Genomic DNA, 17555 nt, shown 5'->3' on the forward strand with positions numbered 1-17555 from the left:
GTCGTCAGCTATCGTCGCCCGGGTCGGCCGACGCTCGGTGCGTCGGCGCGTCAGTTACCGCCGGGACCGCCCGCGTGGTCCGGCGGGCCGCTCTCGTCGTCGTCTTCGTCGTCTTCTTCGTCATCGCTCTCGTCGTCGTCCGCTTCGTCTTCCGCCTCTTCGGCGTCGTCTTCTTCGGCGTCGTCTTCGTCCGCTTCGTCTTCCTCGTCTGCGTCGTCATCGTCCGCGTCGTCGCCGCCGGGACCGGCGTGGGCCGGCGGGCCGCGCTCGTCGTCCTCGTCGCCGTCGGGTCCGGCGTGGTCGGGGGCGTTCCCCGGCGCGCTATCGTTCTCGTCGCTCTCGTTGCCGTCCGCGTCGTCGGGACCGCCGGGACCGCCCGCGTGGTCGGGGGCGTTACCGGGATTGTTCTCCGTCGCGAAGTCGGAGACTGCGGCGCCGATGCCGCCCTCGCGGTCGCTGATGTCCTCGATGAAGTCGCGGACCAGCTGGCCGAACGGCGTCTCCTCGGAGGCGTCTTCCTCCTCCTCGCCGGTCGTCAGCTCGACGGTCGTCGAGGCGGTCCGGTCGTCGTAGCTCGCGGTCACGTCGACCGCGACGTCCGCCTCGGCGGCGGGGAGACCGACGGTGCCGTCGGCGTCCGTCTCGTACTCGCCCGTCCCCGCGTACGACGCGTTCTCGTCGGCGTCGTCCGCGAGAGCGACGGCGACGGTCGCGTTCGCGACCCCCTCGTCGTCGGTGACGGTCACCGTCGGTTCCTCGTCGGTGTCGTCGACCTCGAGTTCGAGACCGTCGGGCGCTTCGAGTTCGACCGTCTCCGAGGCGGACTCGTTCTCGTACTCGGCGGTGACCTCGACGGTCACGTCCTCCTCGGCGGCGGGGAGGTCGACGGTGCCGTTCGTGTCGGTCTCGTACTCGCCCGCGCCGGCGTAGGTGGCGTTCTCGTCGACGGTCGTGACGTTCACGGAGGCATTTTCGACCGCCTCGTCGTCGTTCGTGACCGTGATGACGGGTTCGCTCTCGTCGTCGTCGACGTCGAGTTCGAGACCGTCGGGCGCCTCGAGTTCGAACGGCGTCGAGACGGCGCCGCTGTCGGAGACGACGCTCACCTGGATCGTCACGTCCTCCTCGGCGGCGGGGAGGTCGACGGTGCCGTTGGCGTCCGTCTCGTACTCGCCCGCCCCCGCGTACGACGCGTTCTCGTCGGCGTCGTCGGCCACGCTCACCACGACCGTGGCGTTCTCGACGGCGGTGTCGTTCTCGGTCACCGTGACCGTCGGTTCGCCGTCCGCGTCGTCGACGGCCACTTCGAGGTGGTCGTCGGCGGCCGCGACGCCGGTCATCGCGCCGAGCGCGACGACCGCGATCAGTAGGATGGCTGTCGTGCGTTTGCTCATGTCCACTCGGGTCCACTCTCTGTTTCCTTATAAATAGAGAAGTCCCTTAACGCGGTTTAATCCGGTTTGTATCCGTGTTAACGGTTCTGAGGCGTCTGTTTTGGTTGATCGGGGGTTCGGTGGCGGTTTTGAGGGTGATCGCCCCCCGATTCGCCCCCGGTTTCGGGTCGAACCTCGCTCGCGCGCGATACGTTTACGCAGTTGTATCCGGGGAGAGTCTCGAGATGACCACGACCAAAGCCCCAGCCACTCATTTATAAATAACAGACTGCTGATCGACGGCGAACACCTCCAAAGCCCCAGCCGCGAGGCCGACGTACGCTCGCTGTGCGCTTCACTCGGTCGCTCACTGCGTTCGCTCCCTCGTTCCAGTGCTTGCGTCGCCTACGTCGGCCTCGCGGCTGCCCCTTTGAGTCCACCCGACTGCGACCGCACAGCACCTCACGCCTCCCCAGCCTCGCGGCTCGCTCGGGGCTCCCTTCGGTCGCCCCGTCGCTCGCCGCGTCCCTCGCGCGTGCGACTCGCGGCCTTCGGCCGCTCGTCGGCACGCGCCACCGCGCGTTCATTTATAAGCCGCACGTCAGACTCGGATTCTTCATTTAAATGCTGCCGACGTGGGTCGGCTTTGCGCGTCGCGTTCGGTCGCGCTTCGCGCTGCGCGCTACGCCGATTCGACCCGCTCGACGAGATCGCTCGCGGCGGTCGCGGCGCGCTCCTGAACCGCCTCGGCGTCGAGCGTCAGGACCTCGCGGTCGCGCATGAGGACCCGGCCGTCGCAGACCGTGTGGCGCACGTCGCTCCCGCGCGCCGCGTACGCGAGGTGAGAAACGGGGTCGTGGACCGGCGTCAGGTGCGGCGCGTCGAGGTCGACGACGGCGAGGTCGGCGGCCGCGCCCGCCTCGATCCGGCCGCCGGGGAGGTTCAGGGCGTCGGCGCCGCCCCGCGTCGCCATCTCGACGACCGCCGCCGCGGGCACCGCGCTCGCGTCGTCCGCGGCCAGCTTCCCGAGCATCGCGGCGTCGCGCATCTCGTCGAAGACGTCGAGGTCGTTGTTCGAGGCCGCGCCGTCGGTGCCGAGCGCGACCGTCACGCCCGCCTCGCGGAGGCGCCGGACCGGGGCCATCCCGCTCGCGAGCTTCATGTTCGAGGCCGGGCAGTGGACGACCGCGGTCCCCGCCTCGGCGAGCCGGTCGATCTCCGAGTCGTCGACGTGGACGCCGTGCGCGAAGAAGTCGTCCGGGCCGAGCGCGTCGAGGTCGTCGGCGTACGCGATCGGTCGCTCCCCGCGCTCGTCGACGATCGGGTCGACCTCGTCGGTCGTCTCGTTCGCGTGGAGGTGGATCGGGACGCCCGCCTCGCGGGCTTCCGCGACGCCCTCGCGCAGGAACTCCTCGCCGACCGTCGTCAGCGAGTGCGGCATGAACGCGGTGCGGATCCGGCCGTCCGCGGCGCCGTCGAGCTCGCGCGCGACCGCGAGGCTCTCCTCGACGTCCGCGCGGGCGTCCGCGTCGTCTTTGCCGACCGTCACGACGCCGTGGCCGAGCCGCGCGCGCAACCCCGCGTGGTCGACGGCCTCTGCCACGCGGTCCATCGCGAAGTACATGTCCGCGAACGCGGTCGTCCCCGACCGGATCATCTCCAGCGCGCCGAGTTCGGCGCCCGCCTCGACGTCGTCGGGCGTCAGTTCGCCCTCTGCCGGCCAGATGTCCTCCCGGAGCCACGGGTCGAGCGGTTTGTCGTCGGCGTACCCGCGGAGCAGCGTCATCGCGACGTGCGTGTGCGCGTTGACGAGCCCCGGGATCACGAGGCCGCCGTCGGCGTCGAGCGTCTCGGCGGCCGCCCCGCCGACCGCCTCGTCGACCTCGCTCGGCGACCCCACGGCCCGAATCGTTCCCTCGTCGCGGTCGACCGCGACGTCCGCCCGCTCGACGTGACCGTCGGGTCGGAGCACTCGCCCGCCCGTGACGCGGAGGTGGTTCATACCCGCTCGTTCCGCCCCTCGAACCAAACGCCTTCGGTTCGTGGTCACTCCCGAGCGACACGACTTTATCCGCCGATCGAAACGAACGGACATGGCTCTGAAAGGCGTCGCGTCGGCGCTCACCGCGGGGAAGCTCCGGATCGCCGTCGTCGGGCTGCTCGTCGTCGCTGCCGCGGTCGGCGGGGCGTTCGCGCTCGGCGCCCTCGGCGTCCCGAGCGTCGCCGCCGTGAACAACTCCTTCGGCGACGTGACGAACGAGACGACGGTCGTCGAGACCGACCTCGTCGTCTCGAACCCGAACCCGATCGGGGTCGGCCTCGACGGTGTCTCGATCAATTACACCGTCTCGATGAACGACGTCGAGATGGCGGCCGGCGGTCGCGAGGGCGTCAGCGTCGCCTCGGGGAACTCCTCGCTCGCGTTCGAGACGGCCCTGGAGAACGACGCGATCCCGCCGTGGTGGACCAGCCACGTCGAGAACGACGAGCGGACGACCGTCGCGATCGACGCGACGGTCACCTCCGATCTCCTCGGTCGGAGCGCGAACCTCACCCGCACCCGCGAAATCGAGACGGACCTCATCGGCGCGTTCAGCTCCGAGGAGACCCGCCCGGTCAACGCCGACGCGCCGCTGGTCGACGATCCAGTCCTCTACGTCAACGAGACGCGCGGCCGGTGGGGGACGGTCACCGACGACGAGACCCCGATCGAGACCGAGTTCGACGTGTACAACCCCAACCTCGAACCGTACGTCGTCTCTGAGATCGGCTACGACGTCACGATGAACGACGTCGAGATGGGGTCCGGCTCGACCGAGGAGGAGTACGTCATTCCCTCGTACGGCTCGGAGACGGTCGAAATCTCCACCGCGCTCCGAAACGACCGCCTCGACGAGTGGTGGGTGACCCACCTCAACGAGTCGGACAACGGCCACCAGGTGAGTGACCTCCGGATCGAGTTCTACGCGGTGGTCGAGCTCCCCTCGGGCGAGGAGTTCACCGTCCCGCTGGACGCGCTCACATACGAGGAGACGATCGAGACGGACATCTTCGACGAGGGGATCCATCAGGGGAACGACACCGCCGCCGGCGACTCGACGGATTCCGGCGGCTCCGGTGACAGCGCGAGCGACGACGGGAACGCGAGCGACGACGGCAACGCGACGGGCGACACCGAAAATACGACCGACGACGGCGGCACGACCGACGACGGGTCCGGAGACGGAGGGTCCGGAGACGACGGCTCTGGAGACGACGATGACGGCGGGCTGCTCCCGCTGACTGCCGACTGATCGTTCTCGAACTCCGTCTCGCGGATCCTCCTCGCTCGAATCCGCCCGTCGTCCGAACCCGCCCGCCGTCCGAACCCGCCCGCCGTCCGAACCTTCTTGCCCGCTCGCGGCCGCGTTCCGGCATGGCAACCGACGCCCAGCAGGCGTGTTTCGAGGCCGGGATCAAGTTCGGCTCGCTGTACCACCAGTTCTCCGGCACGCCCGTCAGCCCGTCGAGCGCGCGGAGCCTGGAGGCCGCGATGGCGGAGGCGATCGAGAACCAACCGTACTGCGAGGCGGTCGACGTGACCATTCACGACGACCGCGTCGCCGACGCCATCGACCACGAGAACGGCTACACCGAACTCACCGGCTCGCTGATGGACGTCGAGATGCGGATCGACTACGAGGGCGTCGCGGTCCAGACCCGGATGGAGATGGAGGACGGCTACCCCCTGATGAAACTCGTCGCGGTGGCCGACGACGACCCGTCGCGTTCCGGTGACGCCGCGCCGTCGCCCGACGCCGACCCGAACGCTTAGTACCGCGACACGCGTACGGCGACCCGAACGGCGGCCGACGTTCCGATCTCCCGCTTTCAGAGACTCACATGGTCGACAGACGCCACGACAGTCAGACGGACCGCACCGGCTTCGACGAGACGAAGAACTACCTCTCGACCGCCCTCGGCCGCGTGATACCGCGGGCGGTGGCGCGGCGAGCGATCGAAGTGACCGTCAGCACGGACGCCGCCGAGTACGCGCCTGACGAGCCGGTCGCGATCACCGTCGCGATCCGAAACCGCCTGCCGGTCCCGATCGAGGTCCCAACGTCCACCCGCCGCTCGTGGGGGTGGGCGGTCGACGGCGTCATGGAGGCCACCGACGAGCGGCGCTACGTGCGCGACGAGGAGTCCGCGCTGTCGCTCCGCGCAGGGGAGACGAAGCGGGCGACCGCCACGTGGAACGGCCGCTTCCGCCGCACCGACGACGACGGTCTCGACCGCTCGGTCCGGGCCGAGCGCGGGAACCACACGATCACCGCGTTCGTCCCGGTCCCCGACGCCGACGAACGCCACGAGGCCGTCACGCAGATACGGATCCGGTAGCCGTCCGAGAGCGGCGCGCCGCGATCAGGTTCTCAGGGACTCGAACCGCAGAAAAGCGAGCGCGGTCAGTCGTCGGCTTCCGACCTGCCGGGACGCGCCGCGCCGTCGAGCGAGCGCTCGTCGACGGCGCTCGCGACCGCCTCGTCCCGTCGCAGGTGACACGCCGCGTAGTGGCGGTCGTCGCCCAGCTCCGATCCCAGCTCGTAGGCGGGGTTCGCCGTCGCGCAGACGCTCTCGTCCGCGAACCGTTCGGTGAGAAGTCGCTCGGCGTCCTCGAACTCGTCGCGCTCGATGTGGCCGAGCGCCTCGTCGAGCAGGGTCTCCGCGTCGCCGCTCGGCGTCGCCTCGTCGAAGTACCGGTCTCGGAGCGCCTCGGGATCCGTCTCCTCGAACGCCCGCCGCTCGACCGCCCGCTGGAACTCCACGACGTTCCGCCAGGCCTCGTCGGTCATGTCGTACGCCTCCGGCTGGATCACCTTCGGGCACCGCGTCCGGAACCGACAGCCCGACGGCGGGTCGATCGGCGACGGCACGTCGCCGGATAAAAGCGCCTTCCGCCCGCCGCTTCGCGGGTCGGGAACCGGGATCGCGTCGAGCAGCGCCTTCGTGTACGGGTGTTTCGGGTTCTCGAACAGCTCCTCTTTGTCGGCCAGTTCGACTATCTCGCCGAGGTACATCACCGCCACGCGGTCGGAGATGTGGCGGATGACGCTCAGGTCGTGCGCGATGAACAGGTAGGTGAGGTCGAACTCCTCCTGTAGCTCCTCCATCGTGTTGAGCACCTGCGCCTGGATCGAGACGTCGAGCGCCGACACCGGCTCGTCGCAGACGATGAAGTCGGGGTTCACCGACAGCGCCCGGGCGAGGTTCACGCGCTGCCGCTGTCCGCCGGAGAACGCGTGGGGGTATCGGTTGTAGTGTTGCGGGTCGAGTCCCACCTTCTCCAGTAACTCCTTCGCGCGCGCCTCGCGCCCCTCCTCGTCGAGCATGTCGTGGGCCTTCATCGGCTCCTCGACGATCGGGCCGACCTTCATCCGCGGGTCGAGCGACGACTGCGGGTCCTGGAAGATCATCTGCATGTCCTTCCGCATCCGCCGCAGCGGCTCGCCGGACAGCGACGCGAGGTCCTCGCCTTGGAAGTAGACGCTCCCGTCGGTCGGTTCGAGCAGCCGGAGCACGGTGCGCGCAAGCGTCGACTTCCCGCAGCCGGACTCGCCGACGAGACCGAGGGTCTCCCCCTCCTTGATGTCGAAGCTCACGCCGTCGACGGCGCGGACGTCGGAGGACGACCGGGAGACGTACGGGAACTCGTCGTCGAGCTCGACGCCGGCCAGCAGCCCGCTCTCGTTGTCGAAGTGCTTCTGGAGGTTCCGAACCTGGAGCAGCGCCTCGGGGTCGGACTCGGGCGGACCGACCTCGCTCATTCCGCCTCACCTCCGGTCTCGGTGAACCCGGCGGAGAAGCCGCCGGTCGCCTGCGTGTCGATCGGCGGGCTCTCGTCGTACCCCACGTCGAACGCGTCGTGTTTCACGCACGCGGCCGTGTGGAGCGCCTCGCCCTCCTCGCTCAGGTCCCGCGGCTCGGGGTGGACCTCGCGGCACACCTCCCGTGCCTCGGGACACCGGGAGTGGAACCGACAGCCGGAGGGCGGGTCGATCGCCTCCGGCATCACCCCCTCGATCGGCCTGAGCTCGTCGACCGTCCGGTCGGGGCGCGGCATCGAGTCGAGCAGCGCCGACGTGTACGGGTGTTTCGTGTCGTAAAACAGGTCGTCCACCTCGGCCTGCTCGATGATCTCGCCGAGGTACATCACGTTGACGCGGTCGCAGATCTCCGCGACGACGCTCATGTCGTGGGTGACCCAGATGAACGACGTGCCGTACTTCTCTTGGAGGTCGGTCACCATCTCGAGGATCTCGCCCTCGACGGTGACGTCGAGCGCGGTCGTCGGCTCGTCGGCGATGATCAGGTCTGGCTGACAGGCGAGCGCCATCGCGATCAGCACGCGCTGTCGCATCCCGCCGGAGAACTGGTGGGGGTACTCGTCGTACCGCGACTCCGGCGCCGGGATCCCGACCTCTCGGAGCATGTCGATCGCCTCCGCCTTCGCCTCGTCCGGGTCGAGGCCGCGGTTGATCTCGATGAACTCCCGGAGCTGTCCCCCGACGGTGAACACGGGGTTCAGAGACTCCATCGGGTCTTGGAAGATGATCGCGATCTCCCGGCCGCGGATCTGTTTCCGCATCTCCTCTTCGGTGAGCATCTCGTCGCGGGGTCGTAACTCGCCGTCGTCGTCCGCTTCGAGTCCGAAGATCGTCTCGCCTTTGAACTCGATCTCGCCGCCGACGATCTCGCCCGGGCTGTCGACGAGGCGGAGGATACTGGAGGTCGCGACGGACTTTCCGGCGCCCGACTCGCCGACGAGTCCGACGATCTCTCCCTCGTTGACGTCGAAGGAGATGCCGTCGACGGCGCGGACCGTCCCGTCCTCGGTGAAGAACTGTGTCTTGAGATCGCGTACGCTGAGTAGTGGTTCGCTCATATCAGTTGTTTATCCGCGGATCGAGGGCGTCCTGGAGACCGTCGCCGAGAATGTTGAAGCCGATGACGGTGATCAGAATGGCGATACCGGGGAAGATGCTGAACGTCGGCGCGGGGAGCATGTACCCCCGCGAGGCCGACAGCATCTGTCCCCACGACGGCGTCGGCGGCTGCGCGCCGAAGCCGAGGAACGAGAGCCCGGCGACGATGAGGATGCTCACCCCGACCTGAAGCGTCGCCTGGACCAACACCGGCGCGAAGCTGTTCGGGATGATGTGCCGGAAGATGATGTTCCGGTCTTTCACCCCGGCGGCCCGGGCGGCCTCGACGTAGTCCTCCTCGCGGATGGACACCACGCGAGACCGGATGAGCCGGTTGAACACGGGGATCGCCGTGATCCCGACGCCGATCATCGCGAACGTGAGGTCCCGGCCGAACGCGGTCATGAACGCGATGACCAGCACGAGGAACGGGATCGCGTAGATCGTCTCCGTGACGCGCTGGAGCACGTCGTCGATCCAGCCGCCGTAGTAGCCGGAGACCGCGCCGATGACGGTGCCGCCGCCCAGTCCGATGGCCGTCGCGAGGAACCCGACGGTCATCGCGATCCGGGTCCCGTAGATGGTCCGGGAGAGCAGGTCGCGGCCGCGGTGGTCGGTGCCGAGCGGGTGTTCGAGCACGCCCTGCCCGAACTGGTTCTCCATGCCGACTGGCGGGAGCAGGCGCCGCACCTGATCCGGGTCGGTCTCCGGGTTGTACAGCACCGCTTCCGCGATCGCGTAATCGAGGATGTAGTAGTCGAACGCGGCGAACACCGCGACGAAGGTCATGAGTCCGACGATGTAGGTCCCGATCCGCGCCGTCGTGTCCTGTCGGACCTGTTTCAGGGTGTATCGAAGGCCGACCCGGGCTTCCACCTCGTCGGGTCCGCCGCTCTCGTCGTCTCCGTCCGGTGTGTCGTCGTCCGAAGTTGCGCTGTTGATCGACATCAGTCTTCACCGTAGGTGACCCGCGGGTCGAGGTAGCTGTACGTGATGTCCGTGAGGATGACACCGACCACGTAGACGACCCCGAACACGAGCGTCGTCCCCATGATCAGCTCGTAGTCCTGGTTGTTGATCGCCGTGATGATCAGCCGGCCCATCCCCTGTATCTCGAAGACGGTCTCCGTGAGGACGGCGCCGCCGAGCGCGGTCGACAGCCCGAGACCGATGATGGTGATCACCGGGAGCTGCGCGACCTGGAACGCGTGTTTGCGGACGATCGTCGACTCGGGCACGCCGTACGCCCGGGCGAGCTTGACGTACTCGCCCTGAAGCGAGTCGACCATCGACGAGCGCTCGATCCGCGTGATCTGTGCCATCTGGAGCGTCCCGAGCGCGATCATCGGCAAGAAGAGGTGATGCGCCGACTGCCGAAGCACCTCCAGTTGCGTCGCCGCCCCCCGAACGTCCGCCGGGTTGGCCCACGGGAGGACGAGTCCCCGCGCGGGGAACCACCCGAGGTAGAACGCGAAGACGATGATCAACACCAGCCCGATCCAGAACGACGGGGTCGAGACGCCGATGAGCGAGACGATCCGGGAGACGTGGTCGGCCGGCTCGTTCCGCCGCTTCGCCGAGATGACGCCGAGCGGGATCGCGGTGACGATCGCGAACGCGAACGCGGACAGCATGAGCAGCAGCGTCACCGGGAGCCGGAGCATGATCATCTCGAGGACCGGCCGGTCGTAGTAGATGCTGAGCCCGAGATCCCCAGTCGCGACGCCGCTGAGGTAGGTGAAGTACCGCACGTATATCGGGCGGTCGAGACCGTAGCGGGCTCGGATCGCCTCGACCTGCTCCTGTGCCGGCGTCGGTCCCAGCATGATCTCGACCGGATCGCCGGGGATCTGGTTTGCCAGGAAGAAGGTTATTGTCACGATACCTATCAGTACGGGTATCGCCTGTGCGAACCGCCGGAGTGTGTACCGAAGTAAACTCACTGTCGTGGATCTCTCGTTGCTTCGATTCGGTCTTTGCTGTCGCTTATCCGTTTCGCTCCCGCCGACGCATCAAGACGGTGGCCGCAGCCGGCCGCCGAACGCGCCGATGACCACCCGAAGGGCTGGCGTTCGGCCGTGGACGGCCGTATCCGCGCCGCGATCCGTCGCGTTTCCGCTTCGATTCGTCGCGTTCGTCTTCCGTCCGAATTACCGGGACACGGTAACGTCGTCCACCTGAACCTCCGACGAGATCGGGTGCGAGCTGAAGCCCTCCACGACGTCGCGCACGCCGTAGGAGTTGTTCAGGTTGTACGCCGGGAGGTGGACGCGGCCTTCGAGCAGCGTCGTCGTCGCGTCGATGTACAGCTGCCGGCGCTCCTCGCGGTCGGCGGACTCGCGGGCCTGCGTCAGCATCTCGGACGCCTCGTCGTACCCGTGGAACGTCCCGTTGGTCACGCCGTCCGTCTCCTGGCTCAGCAGGTTGTACACGAACGCGTCCGGGTCCGGACTGCCCGACCAGCCGAGGGTGTACATGTTGTAGTCGTCCTCGCTGTTCGGGCCGTCGTCGCTCTGGTACGTCTCGGTGAACGTCCCCCAGTCGAGCCGCTGGACCTGGACGTTCTCGAAGCCGGCGTTCTGAAGCCCGTCGCCGATCGAGATGCCGATCTGCTCGCGCATGTCGTCCGGCGGGACGATGATCCGCCAGTTGTAGTCCATCGGAATGCCCGCCTCGTCGAACAGCGCCTGCGCCTCCTCGATGTCCTGATCGTGGGGGATGTTCGACCACTCGTCGACGGGGAAGTCCCACTCCTCCGAGATGGACGACGGGTACGGGCTGTACTGCCGCACGCCGGACGGTTCGACGAAGTTCTCGACCGCCTGCTGCATCGAGAAGCAGTAGTCGACCGCCTCCCGGACGAGCGGGTCGCTCGTCGGGCCGTTGGCGCAGTTGAACGCGAGGTAGAAGTACCCGACGCCGGGCGACTCCGTGATCGAGGCGTTCTGGTTCCCCTCGACCGTCTCGTACAGCTGCGGCGGGATGGTTTCGATGATGTCGACGTTCCCCGTCTCCAGCTCGGTGACGCGGGTCGTCTGCTCCTCGATCGGATCGAACTCGATCCGGCCGATCTCCGGGAGGTTGTCGCTGTCCCAGTAGTCGTCCCAGCGCTCGACGGTCGCGTAGTCCTCCGGCTCCCACTCGACGAGTTGGAACGGTCCGGAGCCGACCGGGTCCTGGTTGTACGCCTCGGTGTCCTCTTGGCGCACGGAGGCGTTGACGACGCTGCGGACCATGGCGATCGTGAACGCGCCGTAGGGGTACGACAGGTCGAACTGCGCGGTGTACTCGTCGATCGCCTCCCCGCTGTCGATCATGTTGACCTCGGGGGCGTTCTCGGTCTGCTCCTCGACGGGAGCAAGCATCGTGTGGACGACGTCCTCCGCGGTGACGGGGTCGCCGTTCTGGAACTCGGCGTCCTCGCGGATCGGGACGATGAACCGCGTCCCGTCGCGCTCGACGGTCGGTTCCTCCGCGGCGATCTTCGGCTCGATGCCGACGCCGTCGGTGTACTCGTAGATGCCGTCGAAGAGCTGCCCCGTGATCTGGGCGGACGGCACGTCGTTCATCACGACCGGGTCCATGTCGAGCGGTCCCTTCACCTGCGAGAAGTACAGGGTCGGGGCGCTCCCGCCGTCGCCACCGTCGCCGCCGTCGGAGCCGTTTCCGCCGTCGGAGCCGTTTCCGCCGCCGTCGCCGCCGTCTCCGCCACCGGTACATCCGGCGAGCAGGAGAGAGGTGCCGGCTGCTCCGCCGGCGAGGACCTTCCGTCGCGAAATGCGTTGTGTGTGTTGTCGACGCATACAGCCGAACTCTTGTTTCTATCTTATAAGCATTTTGGGTCGTCCTGTCCGAATGGTCACCTCTGTTCGTTTCGCTGTCTTTTTGTACATCTCGACCCCGCCAAAAACCATCCGAACCGATATCACACCCGCCGCGTTCCGGAATTTTCACCTGATTTTTGAAAGAAATCAGTCAGTTAGATTAAACGAATGTTCGCGCGCGTCCCTCGCGGGCGGTGTCTCCCCGCCGGGGGACCCTCGATTCGGTGGGCGGCGACCGCCGGCCGCTGCGATGGTCAGCGGCCGTCGCCCGCGGCCCCGCCGTCCGTCCCCTCGATGTCGGTCACGGTTCCGACGCCCTTGCTCGACCCCTCGCGGAAGACGAACCGCTGTCCCTCCTCGATCAGGTACGGCCGGAACTTGAACCGGACGCGCGCTCGGCCCGTGTCGCCCGGGAGCAGCCGTCCGTTCTCCGGGAAGAACGCGGCCGCCTCGGAGACGGTTTCGAGGTGAACCACCGGCTCGTACCCCTCCTGGATCCGGGTCGGGTGGTTCAACACCATCACCTCGGCGTCGAACTCGCGGACCGGTTCCGGATCGCTGTCTCGGGGCACCAGGGCCATCCCGCGCTCGATCTCAGCCTCGTCGACGCCCTTCAGCGCGACGCCGACGATGCGGCCGGCGGTCGCCTTGTCGACCCGGTGGTAGTGCATCTCGATCGACCGCACCTCCACCTCGCGGAAGGAGCCGTCGGGCATGGGACCGAGCAGGAGTTCGTCGCCGGTCTCGACGGTCCCGGAGTTCACCGTCCCGGACGCGACCGCCCCCACGCCGGTCACCTTGTAGCTCCGGTCGACGTACATCCGGAAGGTCTCGCGGTCTGGCGTCGCGCGCTTCGGCAGGCGCTCGAACAGGCGGTCGAGCGTCTCGATCCCGTCCTTCGTCACCGCGCTGGTCCGCAGCAGGGGGACGACCCCGTCGCCGACCTCCGCGACCGCGGTGTCGACCCCGTGGCGGTCGACGAGCAGCGGGGTCTGTCCGGCGTCCCGCAGCACCGACTCCACCTCGCGCTCGACCGCGGCGAGCCGGTCGTCGCTCACGGCGTCCGCCTTCGTGATCGCGACGATCGTCGGCAGCTCCGTCGCGAGCAGGATCCCGAGGTGCTCGCGGGTCGTCTTCGTCGGGCCGTCGTCGGCCGCGACGACGAGGAGCCCGTAGTCGAGCTTCTGGCCGACCAGCCCCCGGATCGTCGTCCGGAGCCACGGCTCGTGGCCGACGGTGTCGACGAACGAGACGAGCCGGTCGGCCTCCTCGACGACCCCGGCGCGGTCGGCCTTGCGGTGGGGGTTGTCCATGCGGACCGGCTCGTCGGCGTCGTCCGCGAAGCCGTACACCGCGTACGAGAGGTCCGCGGAGAGGCCGCGCTCGACCTCGTGGGGCTGGACGTCGAGGAAGCCGCGCGTGCCGCCCTGCCCGTCGTCGGCGCGCCCGGTGACGAGCGTGCCCACGAGCGTCGACTTCCCGTGGTCGACGTGGCCGGCGGTGCCGACCACGAGGTGGTCCTCGTCGGCCTCGAACACGCCGCCGTCGCGGAGCGTGGCCAGCCCGACCAGCCCCGCCTCCTCGGCGTCGCCCCCGTCGCCGGCGCTCCACGTCTCGACGTCGGCGATGTGGGCGTCCGCCTCGTCGGCCAGAAGCGAGAGCACGTCCATCGTCTCGGAGAAGCTCTGAGGCGTGATCCCGGCCAATCCGCCGTCGTCGGTGACGCCGAGGACGTACGTGGCCTCGCCGTCGCCGGAGAGCACGCGGTGACGGAGCTGGGCCACGAGCGACTCCATGCGCCCGTCAGCCAGGTGGACCTCCCGCGTTAGCCGCTCTTTGAACTCGATGGCGCCGCCGTCCTGCTCGCCGCGCTCGATGGCCCGCCGGAGGGCGGACCGGTCAGCGCTCATGTCCCCTCGTAGGCGGCAGCCGGGCTTAACGGTTTTCGTGGTACGTGACCCCACGACTCGTGATCGGTCCCGAGCGCTCCGGCGGGCTATTTAACCGAGCGCCGCGGACAACGGCGGTATGGACACCTCGGTCCCCAGCGTCGCCGAACGCCGCGTTCACGTGGTCCCGCTCGGCTACGAGCGCGACCGGATCGTCGAACCCCTCCGCCGCCACGGCGCCGACGTCGCCTACCTCCTCGTCGACGCCCCCGACCGCGACGGGGCCCGCGGCGACGTGGACTTCGCGGCGGCCAGCGCGTCGGACCCCGACGCGACTCGCGTCGACCCCGACGAACTCACCGACTACCAGCGCGACGCGTGGACGGCCGTCGCCGAGTTCGCCGAGGTCAGACCCATCCCGGTCGCGCTCGCGGACGTGTACGACGCGCTCGGCGTGACGACGACGGTCGCCGCTCGCCACCGGGCGAGCGCGGAGGACGGCGACCGCCTCTTCGGGAACGTCTCGACCGGGCCGCGGATCGCCGCGGTCGGCGTCGCGATGGCCTGTATGATCGTCGGCGCGCGCCCCTACAGCGTCGAGCCCGAACGGCACCGCCACGACCGGCGCGAGGAGCCGCTCACCGAGGGCGTCGAGCGCACTGTCGACCTGCCCATCTACCCGATGGACGCCCCGACGACCGACCAGGTCGCCGTGCTCGGTCGGCTCAACGACCGCGCCGAAGGGAGCCTGACCACGGACAAGTGGAACCTGATCGAGTGGGCGCGCGAGCGCGAGCTGTCGTTCCTCCGCGAGGCGGGCGAGAGCCGGACGGCGAAGTACCGCGCGCTGGAGACGCACGTCCTCTCGCCGCTGCGCGAGCGCGGCTACGTCGAACTGGAGGACATCGGGCGCTCCGACACCGTGCGACTCACCGAGACCGGCCGCCGCGTCTTCTTCGCGTTCAAGCACAAGCTCGACGGGCGATAGCGGAGTCGACGAGAGGACCGGAGTCGCCGGCCGGTATCGCGGTCGACGGACGATACCACGACCGGCGGGTCGTGACCGGCCGACACGCACGACGCGACCCGTCCGACCGGACCACATTGTTCGGTTTATCCGTACTATCGACGGCTAACGTAGAATTATCCCCCGGACTTGGATTTAGATGCGTGACGCCCGCCGGGCGGACGGGGCGCCCCCCTGCCCTCCGCTCCCGCCCGCCCGCTATCGACTCCCGGTCGCGGCCGGTTCGTCCGACCGCGACCGACCGCCGTCGCCGGTCCCCCGCCGGCGGCGGTCCCCGCTGACGCCGCCGCGTCCGCCCGACGGATCGTCACGAGACGACGGCCTCGCCGTCGTTTTCCCCCTCCTTTTCCCCTCCTTCGACGCCGACCCACAGCCTTAGCACGTCGCCGGCGCAGTACCGAGACGACGCGATGAATCCCGTCGAGAAGTACCAGTCGGCGCTCGTCCTCGCCGCCGTCGTCGCCGGTCTCGCCGCCGGACAGGTCGACGGTGTCGCCCCCGTCGCGGACCGGCTCATCGTCCCGTTCCTGATGGTGATGCTGTTCGCCGCGTTCGCGGGGGTCCCCCTCTCGCGGCTCCGGGAGGCGTTCGGAAACCGCCGGGTCGTCGGGTCGAGCCTGCTGGTCAACTTCGTCTGGAGTCCGCTGCTGGCGGTCGGTCTCGGCGCGGTCTTCCTCCGCAACCAGCCCGCGCTCTGGGTCGGACTCATCATGCTCCTCGTGACGCCGTGTACCGACTGGTACCTCGTGTTCACGGACGTCGCCGACGGCGACGTGCCGCTGGCGACCTCAGTACTTCCGTACAACCTCGTCCTCCAACTGGTGTTGCTGCCGGTGTACCTCTACGCGTTCGCGGGGGCGCTCGTCGACCTACCGCTCGCGCTGCTGGCCGAGAGCGTCCTGCTCGTGCTGGTCGTTCCCCTCGTCCTCGGTGCGGTCGCGCGGTGGGGACTCACCCGAACGAAGGGAAGAACGTGGTTCAGCCGGCGGTTCCTCCCGCGGTTGGGTCCGGTCCAGATACTCTTCCTCGCGCTCGCGGTCGGAGCCATGTTCGCGTCGCAGGGCCAGGTGATCGTCGAGAACCCGCGGCTGCTGGCGCTGATGGCGGTCCCAGTGGTGCTGTTCTACGCGATCAACCTCGCCGTCGGGTTCGTCGTCGGCCGCCTGCTCTCCTTCTCGTACGGCGAACTGGTCTGTTTCAACAACACGATCCTCTCGCGGAACTCGCCGACCGCGCTCGCCATCGCGGTCGTCGCCTTCCCGAACGAGCCGCTGATCCCACTGGCGCTGGTGATCGGGCCGCTGCTGGAACTCCCGCTGTTGGGGGTCATCGCGCAGGGACACCTCGCGGTCAGAGAACGGTGGACGGACCGCCTCGACGCGCGGTCGAACGACTGAAGCGTCGGTATTACGCGGGTTTCCTACTCGTCGGTCAGATCGACGTACGTCCGGCGGACGGTCACGGGCGTCACGTCCGCCACGTCGGCGGCCTCCTGTTGGGTGCACTCCGCGTCCAGTTCGCGGGCCGCGGTGTAGAGGCAGGCGGCCGCGACCCCGACCGGGTTGCGGCCGTTCGCGATCCCCTCCTCGACGGCGCGCTCGGCGAGTTCGCCCGCGCGGCGCTCGACGGCGGGGTCACAGTCGAGGTCGCTGGCGAACCGGGGCAGGTACTCCGCGGGGCCGCTCGGCGCGATCGGGAGGCCGAGCTCGCGGTTCATCGCGTCGAAGGCGGCCTGATGCTCGTCCTCCGTCGCCTTCGCCTCGGCGCACACCTCGCCGACGGTGCGGGCCACGTCGGCGGTGCGGCAGGCGACGTAGACGCAGGCGGCCGAAAAGCCCTCCAGCGAGCGCCCGCGGAGCAGGCTCTCGTCCTGCGCGGAGTCGAACAGCGCGCAGGCGGCGTCGCGGACGCTGTCCGGCAGCCCCATGACCCCGGTGAGCCGCCGGATCTCGGTGTAGGCGTACACCTTGTTGCGGTCGCGCTTCGTCGAGATCTGCGCGCGGTTGTGCTGGGTCCGCATCCGGGCGAGCCGCCGCCGCTTGCGGCCCTTCACCTTCGTCGACCGGCCGATCTCCGTCGAGAGGCCGCGGTCGTGCCGCGAGCGCGTCAGCGGCGCGCCGGTGCGCTTGGGGTTCGCGTCGTCGTCGTCGAACGACCGCCACTCCGGGCCGTGGTCGATCCGGTCGGCATCGACGACCAGCCCGCAGTCGGTACAGACGCGCTCCGCGCCCTCGACGCGCGTGCGGCCGCCGCACTCCGGACACGTCTCGCGGTCGCCGGTCTCGTCGGCGGACGCGGTCTCGCCGCCCGCCGTCTCGTCGCGGGCGGTCTCGTCGGCCGCCCGGGCGCGGTCGGCTGTCGCGGCGCGGTCCGTCGTCGCGACGTCGTCGGTCTCGGTACGGGGCGAACGAACGCGGGTCGAGCGTGCGTCACTCATCACACGTCGAACTCCGGCCCGATGCCTTACTTAAACCCGGGTG

The 17555-nt window shown here is 68.9% G+C and carries 14 protein-coding genes; 5 read left to right on the plus strand and 9 right to left on the minus strand.

The window, feature by feature from the left end:
* Positions 1-50: 50 nt before the first annotated feature.
* Together J2744_RS12035 and J2744_RS12040 are read right to left on the minus strand one after the other, a co-directional pair.
* Positions 51-1394, minus strand: a complete 1344-nt coding sequence (locus J2744_RS12035) for a DNA primase (protein ID WP_210113598.1) — start codon at positions 1392-1394, stop codon at positions 51-53.
* A gap of 661 nt (positions 1395-2055) precedes the next feature.
* Positions 2056-3375 (minus strand): amidohydrolase, encoded by a 1320-nt coding sequence (locus J2744_RS12040; protein WP_210113599.1) that lies wholly within the window; start codon positions 3373-3375, stop codon positions 2056-2058.
* Between the two features lie 91 nt (positions 3376-3466).
* On the opposite strand from J2744_RS12040, the gene J2744_RS12045 reads away from it, so the two are divergent.
* The 3 genes from J2744_RS12045 (at position 3467) to J2744_RS12055 (ending at position 5753) form a co-directional block, all read left to right on the plus strand.
* Positions 3467-4666 carry an LEA type 2 family protein gene (locus tag J2744_RS12045; protein ID WP_210113600.1) on the plus strand — a complete coding sequence of 400 codons (1200 nt, stop codon included), beginning with the start codon at positions 3467-3469 and terminating at the stop codon, positions 4664-4666.
* A gap of 122 nt (positions 4667-4788) precedes the next feature.
* The gene (locus tag J2744_RS12050; RefSeq protein WP_210113601.1) at positions 4789-5187 is read left to right on the plus strand and encodes a dihydroneopterin aldolase family protein; all 399 of its coding nucleotides are present in this window, start codon (positions 4789-4791) and stop codon (positions 5185-5187) included.
* A 68-nt stretch (positions 5188-5255) separates the two neighbouring features.
* Positions 5256-5753: a hypothetical protein gene (locus J2744_RS12055; RefSeq protein ID WP_210113602.1), complete on the plus strand. Its 498-nt coding sequence runs from the start codon at positions 5256-5258 to the stop codon at positions 5751-5753.
* Positions 5754-5818: 65 nt separating this feature from the next.
* On the opposite strand, the gene J2744_RS12060 is transcribed toward J2744_RS12055, so the two are convergent.
* From J2744_RS12060 to J2744_RS12085, 6 genes are all read right to left on the minus strand, one after another.
* Positions 5819-7177: an ABC transporter ATP-binding protein gene (locus J2744_RS12060; protein ID WP_210113603.1), complete on the minus strand. Its 1359-nt coding sequence runs from the start codon at positions 7175-7177 to the stop codon at positions 5819-5821.
* Positions 7174-8295, minus strand: a complete 1122-nt coding sequence (locus J2744_RS12065; RefSeq protein WP_210113604.1) for an ABC transporter ATP-binding protein — start codon at positions 8293-8295, stop codon at positions 7174-7176. The genes J2744_RS12060 and J2744_RS12065 overlap by 4 nt, the downstream gene beginning before the upstream one ends.
* 1 nt (position 8296) lies before the next feature.
* Entirely contained in the window at positions 8297-9283 is a 987-nt protein-coding gene (locus tag J2744_RS12070) for an ABC transporter permease (protein WP_210113605.1), read from the minus strand.
* Positions 9283-10278, minus strand: a complete 996-nt coding sequence (locus J2744_RS12075) for an ABC transporter permease (protein WP_321169799.1) — start codon at positions 10276-10278, stop codon at positions 9283-9285. Before J2744_RS12075 ends, J2744_RS12070 begins: the two co-directional genes overlap by 1 nt.
* 207 nt (positions 10279-10485) lie before the next feature.
* Complete coding sequence (locus J2744_RS12080) at positions 10486-12138, minus strand: ABC transporter substrate-binding protein (RefSeq protein ID WP_210113607.1); 1653 nt, start codon at positions 12136-12138, stop codon at positions 10486-10488.
* A 275-nt stretch (positions 12139-12413) separates the two neighbouring features.
* Positions 12414-14069 carry a GTPBP1 family GTP-binding protein gene (locus J2744_RS12085; protein WP_210113608.1) on the minus strand — a complete coding sequence of 552 codons (1656 nt, stop codon included), beginning with the start codon at positions 14067-14069 and terminating at the stop codon, positions 12414-12416.
* A gap of 118 nt (positions 14070-14187) precedes the next feature.
* Between J2744_RS12085 and J2744_RS12090 the strand changes: the two genes are divergently transcribed.
* Positions 14188-15036, plus strand: a complete 849-nt coding sequence (locus tag J2744_RS12090) for an HFX_2341 family transcriptional regulator domain-containing protein (protein WP_210113609.1) — start codon at positions 14188-14190, stop codon at positions 15034-15036.
* Positions 15037-15485: 449 nt separating this feature from the next.
* Positions 15486-16472: an arsenic resistance protein gene (locus J2744_RS12095; protein WP_210113610.1), complete on the plus strand. Its 987-nt coding sequence runs from the start codon at positions 15486-15488 to the stop codon at positions 16470-16472.
* Between the two features lie 23 nt (positions 16473-16495).
* Here the strand turns inward: J2744_RS12095 and J2744_RS12100 are convergent, their stop codons facing one another.
* Positions 16496-17512: a transcription initiation factor IIB gene (locus tag J2744_RS12100; RefSeq protein ID WP_210113611.1), complete on the minus strand. Its 1017-nt coding sequence runs from the start codon at positions 17510-17512 to the stop codon at positions 16496-16498.
* Positions 17513-17555 lie beyond the last annotated feature (43 nt).

The organism is Halorubrum trapanicum (assembly GCF_017873555.1).
Lineage (GTDB): Archaea > Halobacteriota > Halobacteria > Halobacteriales > Haloferacaceae > Halorubrum > Halorubrum trapanicum.